Annotated in this window: 17 protein-coding genes and 1 pseudogene; 5 read left to right on the top strand and 13 right to left on the bottom strand. The window is 37.6% G+C overall.

Annotated elements, in window-relative coordinates; genetic code table 11:
* Window positions 1-425 precede the first annotated feature (425 nt).
* The gene (locus NSQ44_RS08760; protein ID WP_242009324.1) at window positions 426-590 is read right to left on the bottom strand and encodes an anti-repressor SinI family protein; all 165 of its coding nucleotides are present in this window, start codon (window positions 588-590) and stop codon (window positions 426-428) included.
* Between the two features lie 304 nt (window positions 591-894).
* Between NSQ44_RS08760 and NSQ44_RS08755 the strand changes: the two genes are divergently transcribed.
* Complete coding sequence (locus NSQ44_RS08755) at window positions 895-2,139, top strand: IS110 family transposase (protein WP_044899849.1); 1,245 nt, start codon at window positions 895-897, stop codon at window positions 2,137-2,139.
* Between the two features lie 221 nt (window positions 2,140-2,360).
* Here the strand turns inward: NSQ44_RS08755 and NSQ44_RS08750 are convergent, their stop codons facing one another.
* The 3 genes from NSQ44_RS08750 to NSQ44_RS08735 all read right to left on the bottom strand — a co-directional run bounded on the left by NSQ44_RS08750 (window position 2,361) and on the right by NSQ44_RS08735 (window position 10,694).
* The gene (locus NSQ44_RS08750) at window positions 2,361-7,001 is read right to left on the bottom strand and encodes a helix-turn-helix transcriptional regulator (protein ID WP_340856571.1); all 4,641 of its coding nucleotides are present in this window, start codon (window positions 6,999-7,001) and stop codon (window positions 2,361-2,363) included.
* A gap of 1,316 nt (window positions 7,002-8,317) precedes the next feature.
* Window positions 8,318-9,484, bottom strand: coding sequence for a KamA family radical SAM protein (locus tag NSQ44_RS08740; protein WP_144597999.1), 1,167 nt, complete (start codon window positions 9,482-9,484; stop codon window positions 8,318-8,320).
* A 403-nt stretch (window positions 9,485-9,887) separates the two neighbouring features.
* Window positions 9,888-10,694, bottom strand: coding sequence for an HAD family hydrolase (locus tag NSQ44_RS08735; RefSeq protein WP_340856570.1), 807 nt, complete (start codon window positions 10,692-10,694; stop codon window positions 9,888-9,890).
* Between the two features lie 434 nt (window positions 10,695-11,128).
* Here NSQ44_RS08735 and NSQ44_RS08730 point away from each other — a divergent pair, with 434 nt between their 5' ends.
* Window positions 11,129-11,422 carry a hypothetical protein gene (locus NSQ44_RS08730; protein WP_340856568.1) on the top strand — a complete coding sequence of 98 codons (294 nt, stop codon included), beginning with the start codon at window positions 11,129-11,131 and terminating at the stop codon, window positions 11,420-11,422.
* Between the two features lie 103 nt (window positions 11,423-11,525).
* Entirely contained in the window at window positions 11,526-12,092 is a 567-nt protein-coding gene (locus NSQ44_RS08725; RefSeq protein ID WP_340856565.1) for a spore coat protein, read from the top strand.
* A gap of 64 nt (window positions 12,093-12,156) precedes the next feature.
* Here the strand turns inward: NSQ44_RS08725 and NSQ44_RS08720 are convergent, their stop codons facing one another.
* From NSQ44_RS08720 to NSQ44_RS08710, 3 genes are all read right to left on the bottom strand, one after another.
* Window positions 12,157-13,602 (bottom strand): DHA2 family efflux MFS transporter permease subunit, encoded by a 1,446-nt coding sequence (locus tag NSQ44_RS08720; RefSeq protein ID WP_340856563.1) that lies wholly within the window; start codon window positions 13,600-13,602, stop codon window positions 12,157-12,159.
* 433 nt (window positions 13,603-14,035) lie between these two features.
* Window positions 14,036-14,635 carry a nitroreductase family protein gene (locus tag NSQ44_RS08715; protein ID WP_340856561.1) on the bottom strand — a complete coding sequence of 200 codons (600 nt, stop codon included), beginning with the start codon at window positions 14,633-14,635 and terminating at the stop codon, window positions 14,036-14,038.
* A 146-nt stretch (window positions 14,636-14,781) separates the two neighbouring features.
* Window positions 14,782-16,143, bottom strand: coding sequence for an IS4 family transposase (locus NSQ44_RS08710; RefSeq protein ID WP_328101957.1), 1,362 nt, complete (start codon window positions 16,141-16,143; stop codon window positions 14,782-14,784).
* Between the two features lie 191 nt (window positions 16,144-16,334).
* Between NSQ44_RS08710 and NSQ44_RS08705 the strand changes: the two genes are divergently transcribed.
* A complete protein-coding gene (locus NSQ44_RS08705; RefSeq protein ID WP_340856560.1) occupies window positions 16,335-17,222 on the top strand; it encodes a hypothetical protein in 888 nt (295 codons plus the stop codon).
* Window positions 17,223-17,332: 110 nt separating this feature from the next.
* Here the strand turns inward: NSQ44_RS08705 and NSQ44_RS08700 are convergent, their stop codons facing one another.
* The 3 genes and pseudogenes from NSQ44_RS08700 to NSQ44_RS19015 form a co-directional block, all read right to left on the bottom strand.
* Window positions 17,333-17,743, bottom strand: coding sequence for an acyl-CoA thioesterase (locus NSQ44_RS08700; RefSeq protein WP_340856557.1), 411 nt, complete (start codon window positions 17,741-17,743; stop codon window positions 17,333-17,335).
* A gap of 109 nt (window positions 17,744-17,852) precedes the next feature.
* The gene (locus NSQ44_RS08695; RefSeq protein ID WP_340856555.1) at window positions 17,853-18,761 is read right to left on the bottom strand and encodes a ketopantoate reductase family protein; all 909 of its coding nucleotides are present in this window, start codon (window positions 18,759-18,761) and stop codon (window positions 17,853-17,855) included.
* 295 nt (window positions 18,762-19,056) lie between these two features.
* Window positions 19,057-19,190, bottom strand: a pseudogene (locus NSQ44_RS19015) (alcohol dehydrogenase); the annotation flags it as partial.
* Between the two features lie 537 nt (window positions 19,191-19,727).
* Between NSQ44_RS19015 and NSQ44_RS08690 the strand changes: the two are divergent.
* Window positions 19,728-21,821: a DNA topoisomerase III gene (locus NSQ44_RS08690; protein ID WP_340856554.1), complete on the top strand. Its 2,094-nt coding sequence runs from the start codon at window positions 19,728-19,730 to the stop codon at window positions 21,819-21,821.
* Between the two features lie 472 nt (window positions 21,822-22,293).
* On the opposite strand, the gene cspD is transcribed toward NSQ44_RS08690, so the two are convergent.
* From cspD to NSQ44_RS08675, 3 genes are all read right to left on the bottom strand, one after another.
* A complete protein-coding gene (gene cspD, locus NSQ44_RS08685; RefSeq protein WP_340856553.1) occupies window positions 22,294-22,494 on the bottom strand; it encodes a cold-shock protein CspD in 201 nt (66 codons plus the stop codon).
* Between the two features lie 405 nt (window positions 22,495-22,899).
* On the bottom strand, window positions 22,900-24,213 hold the full coding sequence (locus NSQ44_RS08680) for a transposase family protein (protein WP_044897475.1): 1,314 nt from the start codon (window positions 24,211-24,213) through the stop codon (window positions 22,900-22,902).
* A gap of 178 nt (window positions 24,214-24,391) precedes the next feature.
* Window positions 24,392-24,832, bottom strand: a complete 441-nt coding sequence (locus NSQ44_RS08675; protein ID WP_340856550.1) for a DMT family transporter — start codon at window positions 24,830-24,832, stop codon at window positions 24,392-24,394.
* Window positions 24,833-25,053: the final 221 nt, after the last annotated feature.

Here is a 25,053-nt window from a genome sequence, read left to right as displayed (position 1 = left end):
GCACCGATGCCTTTAATATAACTGAACACTCCTTCTGCCTAGACTTTGAGTTTGTTCCCTTTTGTCTCACATAAGGCCCTTTTTATTTCTTTATAAAAGGGATTATAGCGTAAATGGGGTTGTCCATTGCATTTGTAATAGCCAGCCCAAACAATTGAACAATTTTCAAATTCATGAAGTCACTCGTATTTACGTGTGAATAAGTGCATATTAGGCATTTTTCACGATCCATCTCCTGTCATTCGATCAAAACGTACATAACTATTTACTAAATGAACAGTACCACCATTTCTTGGCTTTTAGTCATATGCTTTATGTAATTTCATTTATTAGAATAATACGTTCTGTATTATCATCTTGTTGAAAGTAGTGATTTAAATTGACAGTTAAAAATATTCATGGATGCATACTCTAGTTTATTTTAATTATTTTGTAGATATATCTTTTTTCATCCAATATTTATAAAATTCACTGTTATGTAAAAAATGAAGAATTTCATCAGCTGTTAATCCGAGTTTTTTAGCTTCTAATATAAGCTCAACCCATTCTATATCCAATATTTGTTGTTCTTCCAATTCTTTATTGTTCATGTTTATACCCATTCCTTTCGCTTCGCTCAAGGCACAAAACGTAATGAAACAATTGTGCCACCGGCGTTATTTTTATTATTCTAAAGTCATAGGGATAACAGTCAACTACAAATCACGCGGAGGTGAGTGGGCCACTCTGGTTGCAGGGTGACCGCATGTTTATATGTGTAGATTGCCTTTCCAAGCACAAATAAGTGTGACTTCGAGCACGCAGACTTATCTTTGTATAAACAACTACTCGTTTATTGCTGGGCAATCAGTCAATGCTGTCTATCCCTTTAATAACGTGAAAGGAGTTATCCCTATGGGATTAAAGATTGTTTATCCAATATGCTGTGGGATTGATGTCCACAAAACCTTTGTTGTTGCCTGTATTGCTTCTACCAACAAAGGTGTCACTACTTACAAACGCCATCGCTTTTCTACCTATACAAAAGGATTGAAAGAGCTGTCACAATGGCTTTGTGAAAATAACTGTAAGGATGTTTGTATGGAATCTACCGGGAAATACTGGATTCCCGTGTTTAATGTTCTAGAGGATTCCTGTAACATTACTCTTGCACATCCAAAATATGTTAAGGCTATCCGTGGTAAAAAAACTGATAAAAAAGATGCCAAATGGATTGCCGATTTATTTAAGCATGATCTAGTAGCTGGAAGCTTTATGCCACCGCTGGCTATCAGACAGCTTCGTGACCTTATGCGTTATCGTTTTAAATTGACTAATTTTATGTCGAGTGAGAAGAATCGTCTTCAGAACTGTTTAACTGTATCTAATATTCAACTTGGAAATGTTGTTTCGGATACCTTCGGTAAAAGCTCCATGAACATTATTGACAAGATTTTAGGGAATCCCTTGGATACCACTTTTGACATAGAACCTTTAATTCACGGTTCCATGAAGAAGAAACTTTCTGATTTGGAACTCGCCATAGACGGATATATTACACCGGAACAGGCTGATAAATTAAAGGTCATTAAACAGCACTATGAAGATCTTCAATCTCGTAAAGCAGATCTTGAAAAAATTATCCTTTCTCTTGCCGAGTCCTACACAGAAGAAATCAACTTAATCTTAACTGTTCCGTCCTTTAAGAACATTTTTTCCGCCATTGCCGTGGTTTCGGAAATAGGTGTTAATATGGACGTGTTTCCGACAGCTAAGCATTTATGTTCCTGGGCAGGACTAACACCCACGAATAACGAGAGTGCCGGCAAGAAAAAGTCAGTAAGAATTTCGAGAGCTGGCTGCTACATCAAGCCTCTTTTGGTACAGTGTGCAACTGCTGTGGTCAAAAGTGAAAAGCATCCCGAAATTCGAAACCGCTACTTAAAACTTAAAAAACGTCGTGGTCACAAACGAGCAATTATTGCCATTGCACGTATGCTGTTAACAGCTATATACAACATTCTCAAAAAGAAAGAGCCGTATAATCCAGAATTATATAAAAAATCAGACGTTCTTCCAGTAAACCGTGAGATCACGGTAGAACAAGCGATTTTATTAGCTAAAAGTCAAGGTTTTCGAGTGACGGCAGTTACAACTTGATGATCAATCAACCAAATATTTCCAATAAAGTCATCGATGGATGGCTTGTTTTGCTATGCCTATTTTTATTACTTGGAACCCAAAGTATTTATTTCAGACTTCCATCCTCCTTTCCATCTGTCACTGAAAACACAATACATTGATTTCTTGAAATTGTCATATATCAAAAGTTATAGATGGGCAAATTTCGCAAAAAAAAATGAGCCACTTTTGCTCATTTCTTACAACAAGTTTAACTCCTTTGCTTGGACCACTGCTTTTGTTCTGCGATTTACTTGCAATTTGCTGAAAATATTGTTTAAGTGGACTTTTACCGTTCCGACAGCCAAACCAAGTCTTTCTGCAATTTCTTTATTCGTTAAGCCGATTGAAACAAGGTTTAACACTTCCAATTCGCGTTCTGTCAACGGATCAACCAACTCATTCTTGATCGTCTCTGCTTTTTTCTCGACTGCGATTTTTGTTTCTTTTCCAAATGAATACAGCAGTTCAAGTACATAGACAGCCTGTGATGCGATGGTTGTCAACACTTCCATATTCTCGGATTCAAAGGCGTTTTTTAACTGATTATTTTCTAAATAAAAGATCCCCTTGACCGTTTTTTGTTGGACGACAGGAAAACATAACACTGACCTGACTTTGTTTTTTTGAATATAGTGATCTTTTGAAAAAGTAAAATCATTTACTGCATCCTGGAGCTTTATCGTTTCTTTTATACGGTGCACATACTGGATAACAGAAATCGGAATGTTTTCGCCAACGTTTTGATCCATTTCGTTTGTTTCGCCATGTGTGGAAATGACTTTTTCAATCGAAAAAACGGTTTCTTTTCCATTTGGCCTGATGAAGCATACCTTTTCAGCCCCTTTAAATCTGGCAATGAGCATTAATAATTTCCCGAGCAATTGCTCTAAGTTCATGTCCTCAGACAAAGAGGCTGCTGCTTGAATGATGGCGGACAAGCCCCGTTCCTCACCTTTTGTTCGTTTGGTCCCTTCCCACGTTATCATGCTTTTATGATCGTTTTTTGTTTGATTTGTTTCCTCAATCAAAGTAAATTCAGGATAATCGTGCTGCAGCAGTTCCGCTTTGTTGTGCGCCCCCCACAGCCGATAACATCGATGCGCTTCACGTAAGTATGTTTGCGCAATGCGATGCATGCCTTTTTTGGCATAGAAGTCCCCTGCCAATTCATTAGCGAGTGCTTCAATCTGAATGTCAGAAGAAGTTTTTGCGGAATGAATTGCCTCATCATACCATTTCATGGCTTCTGTCTCTTTTTTTTGCAATCTGTCCCATTCCGCCAAAAGTAATTGCTGTTTATGTCGAAAATTGTCAGGGCAATGCTCAGACCATTTTTTAAATTGATTCAAAGCCCGTTTCAGCTGTTTTTTAACTATTTTCATGTTTTTCCTGTCTTTCTGTTCGCAACGCCTGATTAACAATAAACTATGATAAAAGTAAAATTCAGGCGAAATGATCAATACGAGAGATTTTGTGACCAATTTTTCAAGACGGACCGCCAGTTGATATGCCAGCTCGTCTTCTTTTAACAAAAATGCGATTTTCAATTGAATGGTATCATAAACGATAATCGATGATTCATCTAGATTTTCTCTTTCTTCATACATAGTAAATTTCGCATGAGGATGAACGAGACATTGCAGCCAAGTTTTCACCGCTTTTAAAAACATAATGGAATGTTCCATTTTAATTTGCAAAACAAACTCTAGCTGCTTCTCAATTTCTACTAACAACTGATTGAGCGGTTCCCCCTTAATCAACATTGTAATGACCAGAAATGAGCTCGATTCCCCGGCCAAATGAAGGTTGCCGGATTCAACGCAATGTTTTTGTGAACGTTTTATATAAAAAAGATTGTCCTCAATCGTTTTTTTCCAGTGGTTCACAAATGTGCCAAAAACGAAATCGACCCGCCCCATTAGGTGTTTTGATTGAAATCGAGAAGCTGTGTGTAAAGCAAGCTGTCCAAATTGAAAGCTTCCCTCATAATCTTGAAAACCGGCGCTTAAAAATAGTGCATAATTGTTGTAAACAAGTGCGGACACATCAGTCGTTCCATGTCGTAATGTAAGCCGGAGCGCCCGGAGTATGAGAATGCTGACAAGATTTTGATCATACTGGTAGCTGGCTCTGTTCAAATTAATTAAAATCTCCATTAGTAAACGTTTGTTCCTGTCTGTCATCGTCGGCAAAGTTGTGAGTTCATTTGCGGAACGAGTTCCGACCGCTTTTTTCGTTCGGATCATCTCGAGAATCACTTTAAACTTACTCGGATGACGCGGCAGCTTCCATCCGAATAATCGAAGGCCTTTTAACCCTGCCTCAACCGCTTTTTCAAACTGCTGTTGATGAGAAAACAACAAAGTTTTCATATTGTAGACTTTTAATTGGTCTTCCCTTGTTTTGGCATAGATTAATATTTCATTAAATGTCCTTTCCGAATCAAGAAAAAGTCCATTTAAATATTCGCTTTCCCCTTTTCCTAGAAAAAGCTTGTAACTTAATTCATAACTGACTTCCCAATAATTTTCGGGAAGCAATTCAATCCCCGTTTTAAAATAATTCAATGCTTGATCAAATAATGCTGCGTTTTTCGCTTTTTCACCCGCCGACCAATTGAGCTCAGCCAAATCTGCTTTTCTTTCGGGATGTTGAATGAACCTCCGGCCCAAGTTAAGATGGTTGATCATTTCAAAAAACTTTTCATGTTCTTCTTTACTTGTTCTTTTGAAAAGAAATTGACCTGCTTTATAATGAATTTCTTGTTTTTTCCTGTGATCAAGCAATGAATAGGCAGCTTGCTGGACACGGTCATGAATGAACTGATACCTTCCTTGATCTGAAACCTGGATTATCATCCCTTCCTGGACTGCTTCGGACAATGCGTCGGTCATTTTCTCCGTATTGATTCCATCATGAAGAAAAGACAAAAACTGAAAATCGAAGCGATGTCCAAGACAGGAAGCTGTCAAGATAAGTTTTCGGGTTAACGGCGACAGTTTTTCAATTTTGCTGACAATGAATCCGATCATTTCATCGTATTCGGGCTGCTCCTTCACTTTGTTGAGATTCCATTCCCATTTTCCTCTTTTTAAGTTGCACCATAGAAACTTTTCATCGTATATTGTTTGGAAAAGCTGTTTAAAAAATAATGGGTTTCCCGCTGTTTTCTCATATAGTACAATGGCAAGCTCGCGAACATCGTCCGGGCTGCATCCCAACGTTTCCGCAATGATTTGGTTAATATGATCAACATTCAGCATGCCGAGTGGAAATTCCCTAATATTTTCTTTGCTTCTTTTCATTTCTTTTAATTTCGTTAAGAAAGGATGTCCTTCTTTCATTTCATCATCGCGATAAGCCCCAATGATGAGCAAACTTTCAAACTCTGGATCGTTCAGTATGGATTGCAGCAATTCTAGCGATGCTGTATCACACCATTGAAGATCATCTAAAAAGAATAACAATGGATGGCTTTTTTTCGCAAATGTTTGCATAAAACGCCTGAATGCCCAATGAAAACGAAGCTTCGATTGGGAAGAAGGCAATAAAGGTACAGCGTCTTGTTTGCCGATCAACAGTTCCAGTTCAGGAATGACCTCCGTGATAACCGCCGCTCCTGAACCTAAATGTTCAAGAAGCTCTCTTTTCCAACGTTGAAGTTCTTCTCTGCTTTCCGCCAATAATTGATTAATCAGCTGACGAAATCCGCGAATAAACGGTTCATATGGAATATCCCGCTGAAATTGATCAAATTTTGCGGAAACAAAATAACCATTTTCTTTTGCGCATAACTTTTCAATTTCATTCACAAGCGCTGTTTTTCCTGTTCCGGCGCTTCCTGAAATAAGCACCATTTTCGTCAAACCAAATCGAACCATTTTCAGTTCTTCCATTAAGCTTTGTATTTCTTTCTCCCTTCCGTATAACTTGCTTGTAATTTGAAATTGTGAAGAAAAGTCGTATCGGGCAATCTGAAATGATTGGACTGTTCCGTTTTGTTCCAGCATCTTTAAGCAATGGAAAATATCTTCTTTCAGTCCGAAAACCGACTGATAACGATCTTCAGGTGCTTTTGCAAGCATTTTCAAAACGATGTCGGAAACCACATTCGGCACATCTTGACGTCTTTCAGACGGATGAATGACCTTTTTTGTCATATGAGCATGCATCCATTCAAAATCAGAGTCAACGTCAAAAGGCAGACGGCCAGTTAATAGTTCATAGAAAATGATACCAAGCGAATAAATATCGCTGAGATGGCTGGAGGATGGATTGATTTGTGCGCTCTGTTCCGGCGAATGATAAATATCGTAAATTTCATCATCCTCTTCGGCTCCTCCAATATCAAAAAATTGCACATCTAGTTTTTCAGGATGAATGAAAATGTGAGCTGGACTTAGTATAGTGATGGAAATGTTTTGTTCGTGAAGGACGATTAATTTTTCTGCAAGTTGTAAAGAAATTTGAAGAAATTCGCTAATTCGTGGACGATGAATTTTGATATATTCTTTTAATAACATTCCCCCAGGATCTCGGTAAACAAGTGCATACGTGTTCCCCAATTGCTCAACTTCTATAGGCGTCACAATTTCCTTCATCTTCAGCTGCGAGTAGAAGTCATATTGGTGCAAAAAAGATGCATGATCAATTATCGATGGGGATTGTGATGTTAAAACTTTCAGCAAAACGCATTGATGATCACGATCGCGTATCCCCCGATAAACAGAAGCTTTTTTTCCTTTTCTCAGCAATGATATATAACTGTAGCCTGAAATATCTGACATTGACTTTTTCCCTCTTGGCAAATGCCGTAATATTTCGTTTTCCTTCTCCATACAGACAGGCACATCCTTTCATAAAAAAATTTCTCTTCCAGTATTCGCAAAATTTTCCGAAAACCCTTCTTTTTTCATTGAAAGAAGCGGTATTTCGTCTATAACTGCAACTTTTCCCTTCAATATTCTCGTATATAAGATGACATATGAAAAGAGGAATGATTCTGCTTGAATACAAATGGAGTTCGGTGTTTTTCAGGAAAACTGAAGAAAAATTATGAGGAAATAATCAGGATTTACTAAATAATGGGTGGCGGTTACAGACATTTGCACCGTTCTCTTCCGACGCCTTTGTGCAGCCGCAATCCATTCAGATTATTTTTAAAAAAGTTCTGAAGAAATCATACACGTATGACAAAGAAGCAAAGCTTTTATCTTTTGGAATTTTCTTTGTAACGATGATGGGAGAAGCTGTTTCTTTTCCAAATACAACTCATCCCCCGCTTATTTGTGGAGCTGCTAAAAAAAGGGTCTTATTGTCTTTACAATATCGCTTCCGTTTAGTTTTACAAATGTTCGTTAATTCATATAAAACGCTTGGCGCCGTTTCGAAATCTTCATTACTTCTGAGATGACGGTGTTTAAAATGATGTAAAAAGTCTTGTAGAAAAAAATTACAGGACACTTACTCGGTCTAAAAGTACATTCGAGCCATTTTTCCGATTTTCAAATTCATTTCCTCAACTTTCTAATTCATTCCAAATGATAAATAATTTAATAGACTAAAACCATTCCTTACACATGCGGTTCAAAAACTTTTTGTGATAGGATAACCGGAACTTGCTCGATCATTGAATCGGTGCCGTAAAAAGGGCAAATGGCAGTCTTTTCATCATCGCACCATTTTAGAAGGATGAAATATTTTTAAACAATAAAAACAACCGCAAATTTCATCGTTTTTCAATTCTTTTCGATTAAAACTGATGAATCGGTGTGCTGTTCTGCACAGACTTCCCTTCAATTTATCGCCTTCCTAATTTTTGCAAAAAAATTCTCTTGCTATAATATCTGAACGGCCATACCAAGGGGTAAAATCTTCTATTGTATACAAATGCATCATACATGCTATTATTGAACAAAATTCTCATCAGCTCCACTTCATTCACAAGAACAACCTGTACCTTCTTTTCGTTATTTTTTTCACGTCATAAATTGCCTTTCTTATAATGTATTTTTTTAAAAGTGGTTATCCAGAAAGTCAAATCCCTATCGAAAACAAAAAATCATAAACGTCGATATATCAACGTCTCTAAAACATTAAGGGGCGTCTATAAGCCGGAAAATCGACTTATTAGACAGCCCCTGTCCATCACTTTTTATTGTGCTATTTTTTTAGGATGATCTGGCAATTCATTGACTGAAACAACTTGGTCTGTTTTCTTTTTTGGTTTTTTCCAATACTTTTCGTTGCCAGGCAGATCATCAAACCATGTTGCATCATCAGGGCAATCAAGCACCATAAATTGTCCATAATTGCCATCTCTAGATTGGTGATATTTCAAATACGCTTTTCCGTTTTCGATAGCTAAAATCTCGATTTTCCCAGAGGTATGGCTCATTGACAGGCGGACGCGCTTGCCTAGACCTGACGTTCTTGCTTTTGCTTGTTCAACGATATCGTAAACTTCTTTCAATGTTAATACAAAGTCACTGTTGCCAGCAACAGGTCGATTCACAAAGAAATAATAAGGTGTTACTCCCGCCCATGATAACTTATCTAATAATTCGCCTAAAACAACAGGATCGTCATTAATTCCTTTTAATACTGGAGTTTGGTTGACCACTATTGCTCCGGCGTCATGGAGCGCTTCAAAAGCTTTTTTTGCTTCTTTCGTAATTTCTCTCGGATGGTTGACGTGAGCCATAATGTAGATTCGTTTTTCAGGAGAGGAAAACTCTCTAATGAGTTGGAGTAAAGATTCATCTTCATAAATTCTCATAGGGTTAAAGACAGGCATTTTGGAGCCGATGCGGATAATTTTTACATGCTCGATTTCTCGTAAGCTTTCAATGATCATGCGCAATTTTTTCGTAGCAAGGATTAAAGGATCCCCTCCAGTTAGAAGAACATTGTTGATTTCAGGAGTTTTGCGAATATAGTCAATACCAGGCTGTACGTCTGCCATCGCTTCTTTTACATCACTTCTAAATAATCTTTTTCGAAAGCAATAGCGGCAATATGCTCCGCAAACCTCAGAAACTAGCAGCAATGCTGTTGTTTTGTACTTATGCTGGCAGCCAGGAACGACATAGTTTGTATCTTCATCTGATGCGTCCCACCTCCCATACTCTCGCATTTCTCCTTCATTTGGAATAACTAATTTTCTGATAGGGTCGTTCGGATCATTCCAGTCGATCAGGCTTAAATAATAATCATTGACCCGAAACACATATTTTTCTGTGATCGGCTTCAGCTTTTCCCGTTCCTCTTTTGGGATTTGTTCAATTTTGTCGATGTTTGTTATATATTTTGGCATCGCCACATGTATCACTCCCCCATCATTTGTTAACAGTTCTATGATAACATATAGTAACAAATTATTTAGCAATATGTCCAAAACGTTCATTATTTTTTTGCAAATTTCGATAATATTTTTTCAAACAAATTTGCCTTCCAGCAAGGAAAACTATTAAGCTAGTTTTCCAATGCGGACTTTTCTCTAATACAAGTCAAAATAGAAGGCAGATTCCACTACATTTGCTAAAACAAGGAATAAATATCTGGCATATCTTGATAAGCTTTCACTAAATTTAGAATCCTTTTTTGCGAGTCTTTTTCCCCGCTCAAACAATATATTGACTTAAGCCAAAAATGAAAAAAATCGTTTTGTAAAATAAGCGGCTTCCTGCTTTACATGAATTCTTTCGGGCAGCATGAAGCATTGCTTAAACTGATACAGCCTTCAACAGTTCTTTTACCGCATAGGCAAAGCCGTTCTCATCGTTCGTTTTCGTGACAAAATCGGCCTTTTCTTTCACTTCCTTTGGAGCATTTCCCATTGCAACCGATGTGGTCGCGATCTCGAATTGGGCAATGTCGTTGCCTCCGTCGCCAAACGCATAAATTTCTTCAAATGTCAGTTTCTTCATTTTTTGATAGCGTAAAATCGCTTTTCCTTTATGCGCTTCGCTGGAGGTAATTTCAATATTATTCGGAAATGATGAGGCGATGGAGAGGTCGCTTCTCCCGCTTAATGCTCTCTTCACTTGATCGATTTTTTCCGTTTCATTATGATTCACTAATCCAATCAGCTTATAGATTTTTACATTTTCCAGCTTGAAAATAGAGTCATAATCAAATTGGCGAAACATCTCTTCGATCTCATCCCACCTCAGCTTATGCAAAGGCGGCAAAGTGGATGGAAAGCCACCCTGATTGGTGTAAACGAGAATTCCGACATCCAGAGCTTTTACTGCTGCAAAAATTTCTTTAAACGTTTTTTCATCTATTGTTGCTTCATACATCAGCTCTCTTTTATCGGAATATAATACAGCCCCATTAACACAAAAAATCGGCACTTGGAGCTCTTCAACCGCTTTAATCTTGATGACGTCCGGAAATGCACGTCCCGTATTTAAAATGACTTCATGTCCTTGCTTTTTCAATTCATGTAAAACTGATAAATTTTCATGTGAAATTTCATGCTGCGAATTTAATAGTGTGCCATCTAAATCAATTGAAAAACATTTCATATCCTCATCCCAATTCCTTTCTTTTTTTAAAATAATAAAGAAACTTCTTATTTTTCTCTTACCTATTTTATCAAAATCGTCCTGATCGCTGTAAAGATTTCCTGTTTACAAGAAAATCACTGCATAATGGCCAAAAAGCTTGCTTTGCCAGAAAGTCAATTTCCGCTCGGTTGATGGCTGCCCAAAAGATTGAAGAGGTTTAGAAAAATAAAAAGAAAGCTTCAGTACAAAATGGACAGTTACATCTATGAAAAATAGCTGGATTCGAAGCATCGGCTGGGCATACAACAAATGACAAGAAGATGGCAAATAGATACACGCACAACTAGGCTATAGATACAAATTGTCTGGCTTTTTTACCTTCAACTGGAAAAATTTTTTCATAGTTATTCACTCTTCCTTGTTATAAGTTTTTATTAGGGAGTGAATACAGTATGATCTATCGAAGTGTCAAACAACTAGAAAAAGAATATAAACTAAAAGAAGCCCTTCGTTCGGTAAGAGATTTATGGTACAAACTAACGGAAGGGTATGTAACGATCCCTGAATCGACTGAAAAGCTTCAATCTTTCATTGAATATTTTGAAGGAGAATTGCCTGCAGGATGGATCCTCACAATGGATGAACAAGGAACGATACAAGCACGTACAAATTATTCTAATAGATTTAGTCAGATGCTAGTATGTAAAAGCTTTTCTGGAAAAGAGCGTGTAAAAATAATTTCTTAAAAGTTTTCCCTCAGTATCGCAGACTGAGGGGTTTTTTGTATAAAATGAAAAATTTCAAACATAATACTAACTGTTAAAAAATTACTTAGGAGGGATTGAAGGTATGAATCCATTAGGTGCTCATGAATTAATGGAAGTACATGAAGTTTTAACAAACACAATTGATGGAATTAACCAATTTCAACTTTATCAGCCCCATTGCAAAGATCCAGAGCTGCAAAACATTTTGCAAAATCAAATCATTTTTATGACAAATGAATACAATTCAATCGTTCAAATAGTAAGAAACAAGAGCAGTCAGCAAAATTTCAGCACTTACCGCCCATTGAAAAATGCAAGCCCTTCCTTTGGCGCGTCAGGCGGAACACCGGAAGCTCCCAACAGCTCAATAAACGAGATGAACGACCATGATGTTGCGTCAGGAATGTTAGGATGTTTAAAAGCGTCAGCAGCATTAAGGATGCATGCTGCATTGGAATGCTCAGATCCGGAATTAAGAAATGTCGTGCTCCAAGGGGCGAAAAATTGCGCAGAGCAAGCTTATGAAGTTTGGCAATATATGAACCAAAAAGGTTATTATCAAGTGCCGGTCTTTCAGCAAAATACTGCTCAAGCGATCATCAATCATTATCAACCGGCTGGCAATCAAATGAACAATCAGCAGACATAAAACGATAAAGCAGCAGGGCTTACCCTGCTTCTGCTTTATTTTTTAGCTATTGCCAAGAAAAAAATTAGCTTTCGCTCACAATTTGCTTGTTTTCTTTTTCCTTTAGACTTTCGTCTTTTGCTGCTTGCGAATTTTTCATAAAAAACGATAAGATGAGAGCGATCGCAGAGAATATACCTGCCACTACAAAAGATATATTTACTCCATGTATCATTCCTTCAATACCTTTTTCAGGCAACGCTGTATTTGTCATGACTGTCACAAGCAAAGCTGTTCCAACTGCACCAGCTACTTGCCGCATTGTGTTGTTCATCGCAGTTCCGTGTGAAATTAAATATGTAGGCAGTTGATTTAAACCAGCGGTTGTCACCGGCATCATGACCATCGCAACACCGACCATCCTGAAAGCATTTACTGCCGCTAAATATGTAAACGTTGTATGTAAGGTGAGATGTGATAGCATAAACGTCGTGATCGTTAAGGTAAAAAATCCAATAATCACAAGCCATTTGGCACCGAATTTATCAAATAATCTGCCTGTTATCGGGTTGGCCACACCTTGGACAAGTGCGCCTGGCAAGAGCACCAGTCCGGACTCAAATGCTGAAAATCCCAGCATATTTTGCATAAACATCGGCAAAATAACTGCTCCGCCAATCATAGACATAAACACAATCATGCCTAAAACAGTTGTGATCGAAAATGTCTTGCTTTTAAATACTTTGAATTCCAGGATCGGCTCATCCAATTGCAGTTGTCTAATTATAAACCAAGTAAGAGTGATCAAACCGATGAAGAGCGATAAAATAACTTGACCGCTCCCCCAGCCGCTGCTTCCAGCTGCGCTGAATCCATACAATAAACCACCGAACCCTAACGTTGAAAGGATGATGGATAAAATATCGATTTTTGGGTAAGTTTGCCGCGTAACGTTTTTCAGGATGAAAAAAGCTAAGATAAGATCAATGACTACAATAGGTAAGAGCACATAAAACAAGCTTCTCCATGCAAAATGCTCTACAAGGTAACCGGATAAAGTCGGACCAATTGCCGGCGCAAATGCAATAACGAGTCCAAACATCCCCATTGCCGTTCCTCTTTTTTCAACGGGAAAAATTAAAAACAAGATTGTCTGCATCAGCGGCATGATAATTCCGGCACCAGCAGCCTGCGCCACTCTCCCTGCCATTAAAACAGAAAAATTAGGAGCAATTGCACAAATTGCAGTTCCAACAGCAAAAATTCCGATGGCTGTAAGAAACAGTCCTCTTGTCGTAAAACGACCAATCAAAAACGCGGTGATCGGTATCATAATCCCATTAACAAGCATAAAAATCGATTGCAGCCATTGAACTGTATTGGCATCAACTTTGAAATCCATCATTAAATGCGGCAAAGCAGTTCCAAGCAACGTTTGGTTTAAAATGGCAACAAAAGCGCCGGACATTAACACAATCATGAGCGGCACTTTATTGAAGGTTTCCTGTGCCAGGTCTCGTTCTTCTCCCATACAAATCCTTCTTTCTAACAATTTTTCTATATTATTTAGCGATACAAATAGACTGCTTAATACATGTTATTGTTATATTTTTTCTTTGTAAATAGGAAGAATATACACTTGATGGGGATGGAACTTGAAGAGCGTTTTCCATAAATGAAGCAATTGTTGTCTTTATATTTATATTAGTGTACATTACCATAGTGAAGGAAGATGAAGAAAAAAGCAATTGTTTCGCTCACCTTTATTTTCTTTTTTGATAATAAGTAGGAAACGTTTGAAAAAATTTTTACATCATAAGTGTCAAAGAAAAAATATCACTCCTTCCAATATAAAAAAAGAACAGTCGTTTTTTCTCTTTCGGTTTGAATTGTTTCAAATGCAAAACCCCTTTTCAGCTTTACTTTTTGAAAAGGGGTGACAACAATTTGAAAACAAAAGCATCTTATTTAAATATTTTCAATCGCTCTTCTATTGGTATTATTTCTTTATCACCGGGCTCAGCTGTCGGTTTTCCGAACGGCATTTGAGCAATTAGTTTCCATTCATTTGGTATATTCCATTCTTTCTTCACTTCATCATCGATGAGCGGATTATAGTGCTGCAGCGAGGCGCCCAATCCTTCAATTTCCAACGAAGTCCAAATCACAAATTGCAGCATTCCAGAAGACTGTTGTGACCAAATCGGGAAATTGTCCGCATATAATGGGAATTGTTCCTGCAACCCTTGAACAACGCGGTCATCCTCAAAGAACAATACAGTACCGTATCCATTTCGGAATGAATTTATTTTTTCATCTGTTGAAGCAAATTGATCCGCTGGAACAATTTTTCGCAACGTTTCTTTCGTTATATCCCACAATTTGTTATGATGCTCGCCAAGCAAAAGAACGACTCGGGCGCTTTGGGAATTAAAAGCGGATGGTGTATATAGAACTGCGTGGCTGATCACTTCTTGAATACGCTCATCAGAAACAGTTGATTCTTTACTGATTCCGTAATAAGTGCGTCGATGTTTGACTGCTGAATAAAAGTCATTTGACACGTTCATCTCTCCCTTTCTGAATTTCAATCTTTTTATATCATTCCTTTTAAACGCTTTGCCTATTACACTTCTTAGTAACGTTTTGAATAAAATTTTTTCTTGTAAGAGCCGTATTTTGAGGGATATAATTTAATGAAATCAATAACTCAACTTTCGCACACAGAAATATTTAAGCATTGCTTGATATAATTAGGTATAGTGGCCAACCATTTATTCATTTGATTTTTAAAGATGTCCATGTTCAAAGAAACCTCGGCTTCCGCCAAAGTTTGGAAAAGGTCAATAAGTGATTGAAGGGCAGTAATAAAATCTATGTCTTTTACATCTTCGCAAAGGATGTAAAAAAGGTTGCCAATCGTCTTAGGATCCTCCTCTTTTCGCATTTGCCAAGCAATGAGAATATATCGTGTAAAAACAATGGTTGTATGGCTAATTAACATGTCGTAGGAACGTCCCTGGAATTCTTTCTCTAAATTTAAAAGGGATTTATTGCATTTGAAGAAGACTTCAATGTCCCAACGCATGCCGTAAATACGAATGATCTCTTCATTTTCTAATGTTGTATCTGTGCTGAGAATGGCAAGCCATTCGCTCCGTTTATTACGGTTTCGTACAAATAGAATTTTTACTGGAATTCCATTGTCTAAAGTAGCATAAACGGATCCGAGAATGTCTTTTTTACCCATGTGAGGTTTTGCCAATTTGTAAAGTTGATTCAGTGTGAAACGTTCACCATTGTAAACGTATCGCTGCTTTAATTGCTTCACCATGCCAATGACAAATAACCCTTTGTTCGTAATCTTCTCAATTAAAGGCGCTTGTGTAAACCAGGAATCCATGAGAACATAGTCAGCTATAATCCCTTTTTCAAGCGCATGATCAAGTAAAGCTGAAGCCACGTCCGGTTTTGATTTCAGAGCTTCCTGGCGACGCTTATAGCCAGATGTTCGTTTATCAATATTGGTATTGATTTCTTGCAGGCGATTTTCCTTTTTCGGTGAACTTAGAAGAGCAAAATCAACGGGAATAAAAGTAAAACTATCGGTCCAGCCAAGGGTAAGCATTTGAAACCCTTTCAAGTACTGATGGGTAGAGTGATCAAAAACCTTAGCCAACAGTTCAACCGACTTACTACGGTTTCTTGAAAAGACAGAATCATCAATCACAAAAGCTGTGACACGATCTTTTGAAGTTAATGGTTGAAGCAGACGGATCATTTCACTGCTTAATGAAAGCAGAAACTTTCTCCAATGATAGGTTGGTGTATTTAAAAAGCGATAGACTGTATCCTTTCCGGGCAGATCCTGAGATCGTTTACTCATAAAAGCACGAAACCAGTTCTTATATTGGAAGACTAAAAGAAAAATCAGTTTGAAAACAGTAAGACAAGAATACCCGGAAAGTTTCGTAATATTCGCTTTTCTTAAATGATATCCAATATTTAATTCGGAAAATCCTTGTTTAATTTCTTTTGGTAATTGCGCAAAGTAGTCTTTATTCGTTATCATAATGGTGGCACCTTTCTTTTGGATTTGTTTTCGTCACCAATATTTTACCAAAAGAATAGGTGTCTTTCTTTATGTTTTAAAAAATGTCAAATGATAATTTTGTACTTCCCAAAACCATTTACATCAAGCATTTAAACAAGATTTTGGACTGCGAAAGTTGAGTCAATAATATTAGAAAAGGCGGTAAAAACTTGAAACAGCGAAACTTATTTTTCTACATTTTGATTTTTGCCATGATGTTTCTGTTCGGATGTACATCAAAAGAATATAAATCCAACATGGAATCTGGTATTGAAGCGCTAAAAAAAGAACAATACAGCGACGCCATCTCGTTTTTTAACAAAGCTCTTCATGAAAAAAACACTGAAGAAGCTCAATTGGCGCTGGATTTGTCAAAACAAATTAAAGACAGCGTTGCTGCCCTTGATAAAGGAGAATTTGAAACCGCCATATCATTGGCAGAAAAAATCAAAAATTCAAATGAAACCTCCAAGATTCTTGATATTCTCAAACCGAAAGCTGAAAAAATAATCGAAGAGGCGGAAAAAACGAGCGCTGCTTTAAAAGAAATGGAATCTGAACTTGAGTCAGGAAAAGCATTGTTGGAAGAAAACAAGTTTGACGAAGCATTCGCCATATTTAAGAAAATTGCGGAAACAACATCAAATAACGAGAAGATCGTCAGCGTTACCAAAAATGCAGAACAATTCATGAATCAAGCGGCTGCGGCGAAAAATCAATACTTGCAGGAGCAGGAGAAAAAACTTCAAGAAGAGCGGCAAAAAGCTGAAGCAGAAGCAAAAAAGAGAAAGGAAGAGCAAAAAAAGGCTGAGGAATCAAAGAAAAGCCGTCCTATAAGCCATACTGAAGCTGAACAGCTAGTTCGGGAGTATTTAAAAATTGAAAATACTTCTAACGTTTACGTTGAATATGATCATGATAATGAAAAAGGCGAATATATTATTCACGTTTATGAAATCGTGATCAGTGATCCGGAGACAAAAGAGGGACATACATCTACATGGGGCTGGTATGCAGTCGACCCGGTCAAAAAAGTTGTGCGTGATGCGTTTGAATAACAAATTTTAAGGATTTTCCGGTGGATACATTCGGAAAATCCTTTTTCTTTAGTTATTTCATCAGAATGATATTAATTCAACTCATAAGGCTTACAAAATTGCCTTGCTCATTAAACAGCTACTAAGTATTGTTCAAGGATCGAACGCATTTCAGGAGTTAAAGGCTCAGAACGCTGCAACTTAAAATTGTAATGAACGATAACTGCTTCCCCTTTTGCGATCAATTTCCCCGTTTCTGCATTTTTTATTTCATGCTCCATCGAAAAGCTTTTCGTTCCAATCCGCGTAATTTTTGAAGTTACCGTTAATGTATCATAGGCATACGCTTGGGCAAGGTAATCGCATTTTGTGGATGCTAAAATAAATTTCCAGTCTTGGTTCCCTACTTGTTTTGACATGTGTTGTAAAAATTTAGTCCGAGCTTCCTCCATATACAAATAATAGCTTGTATTGTTAACATGGCCTGACGCATCCGTTTCGCAATACCTTACATAAATTTCTGTATCTGGAATGGTTTTCATGCTAAATCGTCCTTTCTTTTATGTCTTATTTTTCTGTTTTTATCAATCGATCGATATTTATGTATGAATGGAATTGAATCCTTCATGTGTATAGGAATTGTCCATCGGATCATCGATGTGTTTCAAGAAAAAGCAAATTGCTGTACAACGTTTGAAGAACAGGCGTTTCAACACCAATCTGCCGCCCCTTTTTCACGATAAACCCGCACAATGATTCGATTTCCATCCTTTTTCCTTTCAATCGATCTTGCAGCATGGACGGCTTATGCTTCAGAGCTGCTCCTGAATTGGCAAAAGTGCGATAAAACATTTCTTCATCTAATGGAATCCCGATTTTATTGGCTACTCTCATCACTTCTCGGCAAGCATTTTCAGCTGTTTTCCTCAATTCTTTATGCTCCATAATTTCACCGACAGTCGCTTTGGATAAAGCAGCAAGTGGATTGAAGGTTGCATTCCACAACAGCTTTTTCCACTTATCCAGCATGATATCATCTGTTGTTTTTACAAAAATTTCAGCTTGACGAAAAAGATCTGCCACTTTATCGCGGAACGAAATGAGTGATTCATCCAGAGCACCGATCACTAGTTTTGCTCTTCCGCTATGCTTTATGACCCCAGGTTCTTCCACATGTGACGACAGATAGGTTGCAGCTGACAAGAGCCTTTTTCCACCTAAAATTTGAGCGAGCTTTTCTTCATTGTCGACTCCATTTTGCAGCGTCAAAACAACTGCGCGATCATTCCGCAAAGAGGCAATCTGTTCTGCTGTACTTTCCGTGTCGGTTGATTTCACACAAAACAGTATCAGCTCACAATCAGCAAAATCCTCTATTTTATCTGTAAAAACACCGTCTATTGTGAGGAGTTGATCATTCGTTTTAACCACTAAACCTGATTTTTTCATTGCCTCTAAATGCTTGCCCCTTGCAAGGAAAACAACATTATGTCCGGCTTTCTTTAATAAAGCTCCAAAATAGCCGCCGACCGCGCCAGCTCCAGCAACAGCGATTTTCATAACATTCCCCCTTCAATTGAATCAAAAAGCTTATGAATGACAGAATAAACAGAAAATAATGAAATGCAAGTTTTGCACCTCAATTATTAACCTAATCTTTTCATTAATCAAGTGAAAGCATTCGGGACTGAAAAGTCTTGAGTGTTTAAAACCAATAGTAAAAACGAGCCTCCCAAACAGATGATAATCTTGAAATCAATATCAGGCTCTAGACTATTATGATTTATTCTATGTTCCATGAGGATTCGCAAAACGCACAGATCACTAACACTCATAACTTAAAATGACGGCAATGCTATAAAATGACTTTCATCGCTTTTTCTTTAGCCGCATTGGAAATACTTCGTATGCCTGCAAAATCTGGTCCAGCGAAAAACGATGAGTGACTAACTGTTCCGGTTTAATTTTTCCTGACTGCACCGTCTTAAGTCCTTGCGATCAAGAAATTATTCTGCTCAATAGGTATGTATGATATATATCCCCCCTCTCAAGTTAACATAAAATATCTTGCCGGAAGTTCCCTATCACAGATTGCGTGGGCTACAGGGTCAGGAAAAAGTGTTAGTGAGCGGCGGAAACCATATATACCTTTTTTATCAAATTGCCAAGCTTCCACAAATCCACCCCTTTTTACCTATATTGTAACAGATTTTAAAATATTTCGTCTTTTATTTTTGTTAATTTTCAAAATTGCCAGCTTTCTCCTTGTCTCTGCTGATTTTAAGAAACGAACATGTTCCTAAATGGAGTGTGATTGATTTCTTGAGGTAATACGAAAGAACTAAATTTGAACATGCATCCTCTGTATGTGAACAGTCAATCATCCCATAGTACAACCTTTACAAGAATTCATTGCCTTAAGAGATATAAAACTGAAACATATTATGCTTTTTCATTCAACTAATGCAAACCTCCCTCCTTTCCGTTATACTTAAAACGTTGTTGATTGAAAGAAAGGAGCATTATATGAAATCTCTCGTTTTAGCTGAAAAGCCGAGCGTTGCACGTGAGATAGCCCGTGTGCTTGGCTGCAAAAAAGAGCATAAATTTCACTTTGAAGGAAGCAAGTATATCGTAACGTGGGCGCTCGGTCATTTAATTGAATTGAAGATGCCTGAACATTACGATCCAAAATATAAAACATGGCGGCTGGAAGATTTGCCAATTATCCCGGAAAAAATGGGGTTAAAAGTAATTAGACAAACGAGCCGGCATTATAAAGGCATAGAACTGTTGGCGAAACGAACGGACATTAAAGATTGCATTATCGCAACAGACGCCGGACGTGAAGGCGAACTCGTTGCAAGATGGATTTTAAAAAAGCTGAACTGGAAAAAGCCGATTTTGCGCCTATGGATTTCATCTCAGACCGATAAAGCCATTCGTGACGGTTTCAAGCATTTAAAACCTGGGAAACAATTTGAAGCATTATATCAGTCTGCTGTTTGCCGTGCAGAGGCAGATTGGCTCATCGGCTTAAATGTGACAAGAGCTTTGACGACGAAATATAATGACCCGCTTTCGGCAGGGCGCGTACAGACCCCAACCCTTGCCATGATCATGAAAAGGGAAACAGAAATTCAAAAATTTGTACCGAAGCCGTATTGGACGATTCATGCAAAAATCGGTTCCATTCATACCATCTGGGAGCGAAACGGCGAAAAAAGAATTTTTTCCAAAGAAACGGCTGAACATCTATTGGCAAACCTGAATGGTAAAAAAAGTACAGTCATCAAAGTGGAGCGCAAGCAAAAGAAAGAACATCAGCCGCTGCCATACGACCTAACCGAGCTGCAGCGGGATGCCAACAAGCGTTTCGGCTTTTCCGCGAAGGAAACGTTAACGATACTGCAAAAGCTTTATGAGCATTATAAGCTTGTCACATACCCGCGGACAGACTCCCGTTATTTAACTGCGGATATGGAATCGACAATGTTTGATAGACTACAGGCAATGGCTCCCGGCTATAAAGACGAAATCCGTCCTCTCCTTTCCAACAAAGGAAAAATTTTATTAAAACGGGTGTTCAATAATGAAAAAGTGACTGATCATCATGCCATTATCCCGACGGAGGAACCGCTAAATATGAGCCAGCTTTCCACTGATGAAAGGAAGCTGTATGATTTGATTGCCCGACGGTTTTTGGCGCTGTTTTATCCTGCTTACGAATATGAAACCGTCCATGCGGTTTTTGATGTGAACGGAGAAACACTCACTGCAAAAGAGACAATTGTATTGAATAATGGATTTAAAACCGTTTTAGGGAAGCAGCAGGATGAGCCGGAAAACAGAAACATCCCTGCTTTAGTTAAAGGACAATCTTTTGCTGTTCATCAAGTAGAAATAGAAGAAAAATTTGAAGAACCTCCTCTTCGCTATTCAGAGGCGGACATTCTTACGCAGATGGAAAATTTCGGGCTCGGCACTCCTGCAACTAGGGCGGATATTATTGAAAGACTTATCGAAACAGAAGCGGTTGAGCGAAAAAACGGAAGGTTCTACCCAACGAAAAAAGGTAAACAACTGATTGAACTTGTCAATGATGAACTAAAATCACCTGAACTGACAGCGCGCTGGGAAAAAGAGCTTGAAGCGATCGCACGGGGAAAAGGAAATCCTGAATTTTTCCTAAACAACATTCGCAAGCAAACGAAACGGCTCGTTAATGAAATAAAAAATAGCGACCGAAGCTACAAAGCACACAATTTAACCGGCTCCATGTGCCCGGAATGCGGCTCCTTTTTAAAAATACGTTCTACAAAAGAAGGACGTTTATTAGTATGTTCGAACATGGAATGCCGCTATAGCAAACGAAAAGATCCGAAGCTGTCCAACCGGCGCTGTCCACAATGCAAAAAACGAATGGAAATCCATAACGGCAAAGCCGGTGTTTACTTCCAATGCCGCCGCTGCAATGTGGTTGAAAAAGCGGAAGAAAAGAAAACGGCAGTCAATAACCGCAAAGATCGGGCTTTAATTCAAAAATACAGCCCGAAAAACGATTCTTTTGGCACAAGTTTAGGCGATTTGTTAAAACAGGTGTTGGAAGAACAGCAATAAATAAAAAAGCTTCCGAATGCTGCGTTTACGACAAAAAGTTAGCTTGTTTCTATTTAAAAAACGGTGTCACGACGAATCTGGAATGATATGCAGTTTGTTTCAAATTTTAAAAGGGATTTGTCAAATAAGTCATTTTTACGGCTTATAGACAAACCCCTTTAATATTTAGAAACGTTCATATCGATGTTTATGATTTTAATGGGCGCCACTTTCTGGACAGCTCCTTCTCATTCATTAACTACACGCGAATTAAAACGCTATGTACTATTTGTTCCCCTGCATTTCTAAAAAGCTAAAAAACAGTCAACCACATATATTCGAAAATGGTCTCCCCTCTTTCGACCTCCCCAATATATTTAAAAATCAAGAATGTTTATACACATGCTGCTTTATCGAACAGTAATCCTCAAGTCGAGATGTTTATAAATTTCTAAAAAAAGCGGCACCTAAATAAGGCGCCACTTTGAAAGGATTAGTTTTTTTGTACGTTTGCCGCTTGAGGTCCGCGTTGGCCTTCGACAATTTCAAATTCAACAGTTTGCCCTTCTTCTAACGTTTTAAAACCATCGCCTTGAATCGCCGAAAAATGAACAAACACATCGTCTCCACCATCGACTTCAATAAATCCAAACCCTTTTTCACTGTTAAACCATTTTACCTTACCTGTGTTCATGCTTTTTCCTCCAAAAAAAAGATTTTACCATTCATTGTTTGTTTTTCATAAGAAAAAAAGCCGTACACTCATGAGAATGCAGACCATATAAGATCGCCTGCATTTCAACATGAGGTACGACTTATAATGGATCCATGATAAAACGAACTAGATGGTTAATTCATTATAACCAATCAAACATAAAGAGTCAAGAACATGTAAGTATGTTCAGCTATGAAGAGTATATTTCAAAGTTTTTCGTCAAAATAGGGATTTTCAAATTATCCACAGTTGGTAAAATTTTCCAGTTACTTTCCTTCTAAAATTTTTAAAAACTAGTCCTATTAATGCGATTTTTCTATAAAGTTGTGGATAACTTGCTTTTTTACTCCCTATTCATCACACCCTTCTGCTATAATAGAATTGTTAGGTATATGTAAACCTAACCTGTATTTTTTTACATTTTTTCAAATCCTCGACTGTTATAATGCGGGTTCGGATCGCTTCTAACAGCTTCGAGGATATTTCTTTTGCTGACTTTTTCAGCTGCTTCAAAAGTTTTGACCCATATTTATATAGTTGAACAAGGATATCAGCTATTTGAACAAGTAAGTAATGATTTTTCAGTGCATTGTAATTATGACAATTCACATGTTCAATTTCATACCAACCATTTTTCTGGTTATTAAAACCCTCATTTTCTATTTTCCAGCGTCTTCGACCTGCCTGAACAAGTATTTCTGCATTCCTTTCAGTTATTCGAAAGTTTGTAATAAACAGAAACTCCTGTTTTTTCTCATTCTCAGTTACTTTTACTTTTTCCACAAGATTTACCAAACGATCGTTATAAGCAATATCATTGACCCAGAAATATTCTGAGCTTTTACCATTCGTTTCTAAAGATTGGATTGCTCTGAATTCTTGAGAAACCGTTTTAATCCGATCTTCTTTGAACCGGAAAATATATTTCCAATTGTGTTTATCACAAATTTCAAATACTGGTTCACAAGCATAAAGGCTATCTGCGATAAGACAAATAGGAAGACGTTTAAATGTTTTCTTTAATTTATCGACTAGCCTCATAAAAGCTTTTAACTCACAATCCTGCTTTGGAACATTTTCTGACTCATTTTCTATAAATTCTGTAGCGATGCTAAGAACCATATCTCCTACCACAAGCTTGGCTTCTAGAACATGGTGCATATATGCCACTTTTGTTTCTCCGGTTTCCTTATCCTTGTATTCCCTTCTCAAACAATGTTCACAGTGTTTTTCCTTAAATGTATGGATACCTGTCCCATCGAAAACAATTGGCCAATATTTATTTAGAATCCGGAGGGATTCTAAGCATCTTTTTTCAAAAAGTTTTTTGATTAGATAAATCCTTATGGTTTCAAGCTCTTTTGGCTCCAACTTTGCTAAAAAGTCATTAATTGTATCATAATGCGGGAGCTCGTTGAGCTCTTTCAAACCCAAAACTACTCGAATATTTTCGATACATTCATCCTTATTAAACAATTCGGTCATACTTCTCATTGATTTGATTCCAAATACACTTTTAAGAAGAATGGTGTAAAGGATTGTTTCTGGACCATAGGTAATGTAGCTTTGATGCCTTTTATCTTTTACTTTTTTTAGTTGATCTACCAAGTCTTTAAAGAAATGATTTTGAATCTTAACGAAGTCGAAGAAAAAGTTTTGGTTTTTTTCTCTTTCTCTTTTTTCTTTCCTTGTTAACATTCACAAATCCCCCTTAAATCTTGATAAATCCAGATAAATTATCGCATATTTATCAAAATATGGGGGCTAGAAGCTCAATTTATCTCGAAGAATTTTTACTCCTCAGAGCTGAAGTATGTTCTTGACTCTTTAAGGGTGATACTTTATGTTATGCGCTGCTTTCCCCTAAAAACAAATCTCATTCACTGCCGCGGTAAAGAAAGAACAGAGCTGTCAGCATTAGCCCGATCCCAATCAGTCGGTTTATGTCTATTCGATTTTTCGGCATTCCCAATAATCCAAAATGATCAATGATGACGCTGATGGCCATTTGACCGATGATTCCTGCAAGGAGCGTTACGGCCACCCCAACCTTCGGAACAGAAATAATGGTAAACGTGACGAACATCGCGCCTAAAAATCCCCCAAGCAAATTCCATTTTGGAACTTGAAACAAATCGGTAATGTGGCCCTTTCCAAAAAATAAAACAAGGAACGCTAAAACCATTGTTCCAACAAAAAAAGAGACAAATGCTCCTTCAACAGCACCGATTTTTTTGCCTAGACTTCCGTTAATCGGCGACTGTATTCCTATCATCATCCCACCCAGTATCGCTAAAAAAATGTAAATCCATTTCATCCTGAACCCTCCCCAGAAATATAATTTCTCTTCTACCCGCTTGAACTCCTTTACGTAAAAACGTTCTTAAGTAAAAAAGTTGATTTTCTAAAATTTTCATTTTGTAAAAGATTTTCTAAAATTTTCATTTTGTAAAAAAAGAAGAGCCTTAAAAAAACGGCGCTTTTGTAAAAGCTCTTAAAATGATGAAAGACAACAGAATTTATCAATAAATTTCTGTT

The sequence above is a fragment of the Aeribacillus sp. FSL M8-0254 genome, assembly GCF_038008845.1.
In the GTDB taxonomy this organism is placed as follows: domain Bacteria; phylum Bacillota; class Bacilli; order Bacillales; family Aeribacillaceae; genus Aeribacillus; species Aeribacillus composti.
The sequence above is the reverse complement of the archived record's forward strand: the minus strand, read 5'-3'. Positions and strand labels throughout refer to the sequence as shown.

Excerpts from the sequence above, each read along its gene's own strand:
- NSQ44_RS08760 (WP_242009324.1), bottom strand. The coding sequence starts at position 590 with ATGAACAATAAAGAATTGGAAGAACAACAAATATTGGATATAGAATGG.
- NSQ44_RS08755 (WP_044899849.1), top strand. The coding sequence starts at position 895 with ATGGGATTAAAGATTGTTTATCCAATATGCTGTGGGATTGATGTCCAC.
- NSQ44_RS08750 (WP_340856571.1), bottom strand. The coding sequence starts at position 7,001 with ATGGAGAAGGAAAACGAAATATTACGGCATTTGCCAAGAGGGAAAAAG.
- NSQ44_RS08735 (WP_340856570.1), bottom strand. The coding sequence starts at position 10,694 with ATGAAATGTTTTTCAATTGATTTAGATGGCACACTATTAAATTCGCAG.
- NSQ44_RS08730 (WP_340856568.1), top strand. The coding sequence starts at position 11,129 with ATGATCTATCGAAGTGTCAAACAACTAGAAAAAGAATATAAACTAAAA.
- NSQ44_RS08725 (WP_340856565.1), top strand. The coding sequence starts at position 11,526 with ATGAATCCATTAGGTGCTCATGAATTAATGGAAGTACATGAAGTTTTA.
- NSQ44_RS08720 (WP_340856563.1), bottom strand. The coding sequence starts at position 13,602 with ATGGGAGAAGAACGAGACCTGGCACAGGAAACCTTCAATAAAGTGCCG.
- NSQ44_RS08710 (WP_328101957.1), bottom strand. The coding sequence starts at position 16,143 with ATGATAACGAATAAAGACTACTTTGCGCAATTACCAAAAGAAATTAAA.
- NSQ44_RS08700 (WP_340856557.1), bottom strand. The coding sequence starts at position 17,743 with ATGAAAACCATTCCAGATACAGAAATTTATGTAAGGTATTGCGAAACG.
- NSQ44_RS08695 (WP_340856555.1), bottom strand. The coding sequence starts at position 18,761 with ATGAAAATCGCTGTTGCTGGAGCTGGCGCGGTCGGCGGCTATTTTGGA.
- NSQ44_RS08690 (WP_340856554.1), top strand. The coding sequence starts at position 19,728 with ATGAAATCTCTCGTTTTAGCTGAAAAGCCGAGCGTTGCACGTGAGATA.
- cspD (WP_340856553.1), bottom strand. The coding sequence starts at position 22,494 with ATGAACACAGGTAAGGTAAAATGGTTTAACAGTGAAAAAGGGTTTGGA.
- NSQ44_RS08680 (WP_044897475.1), bottom strand. The coding sequence starts at position 24,213 with ATGTTAACAAGGAAAGAAAAAAGAGAAAGAGAAAAAAACCAAAACTTT.
- NSQ44_RS08675 (WP_340856550.1), bottom strand. The coding sequence starts at position 24,832 with ATGAAATGGATTTACATTTTTTTAGCGATACTGGGTGGGATGATGATA.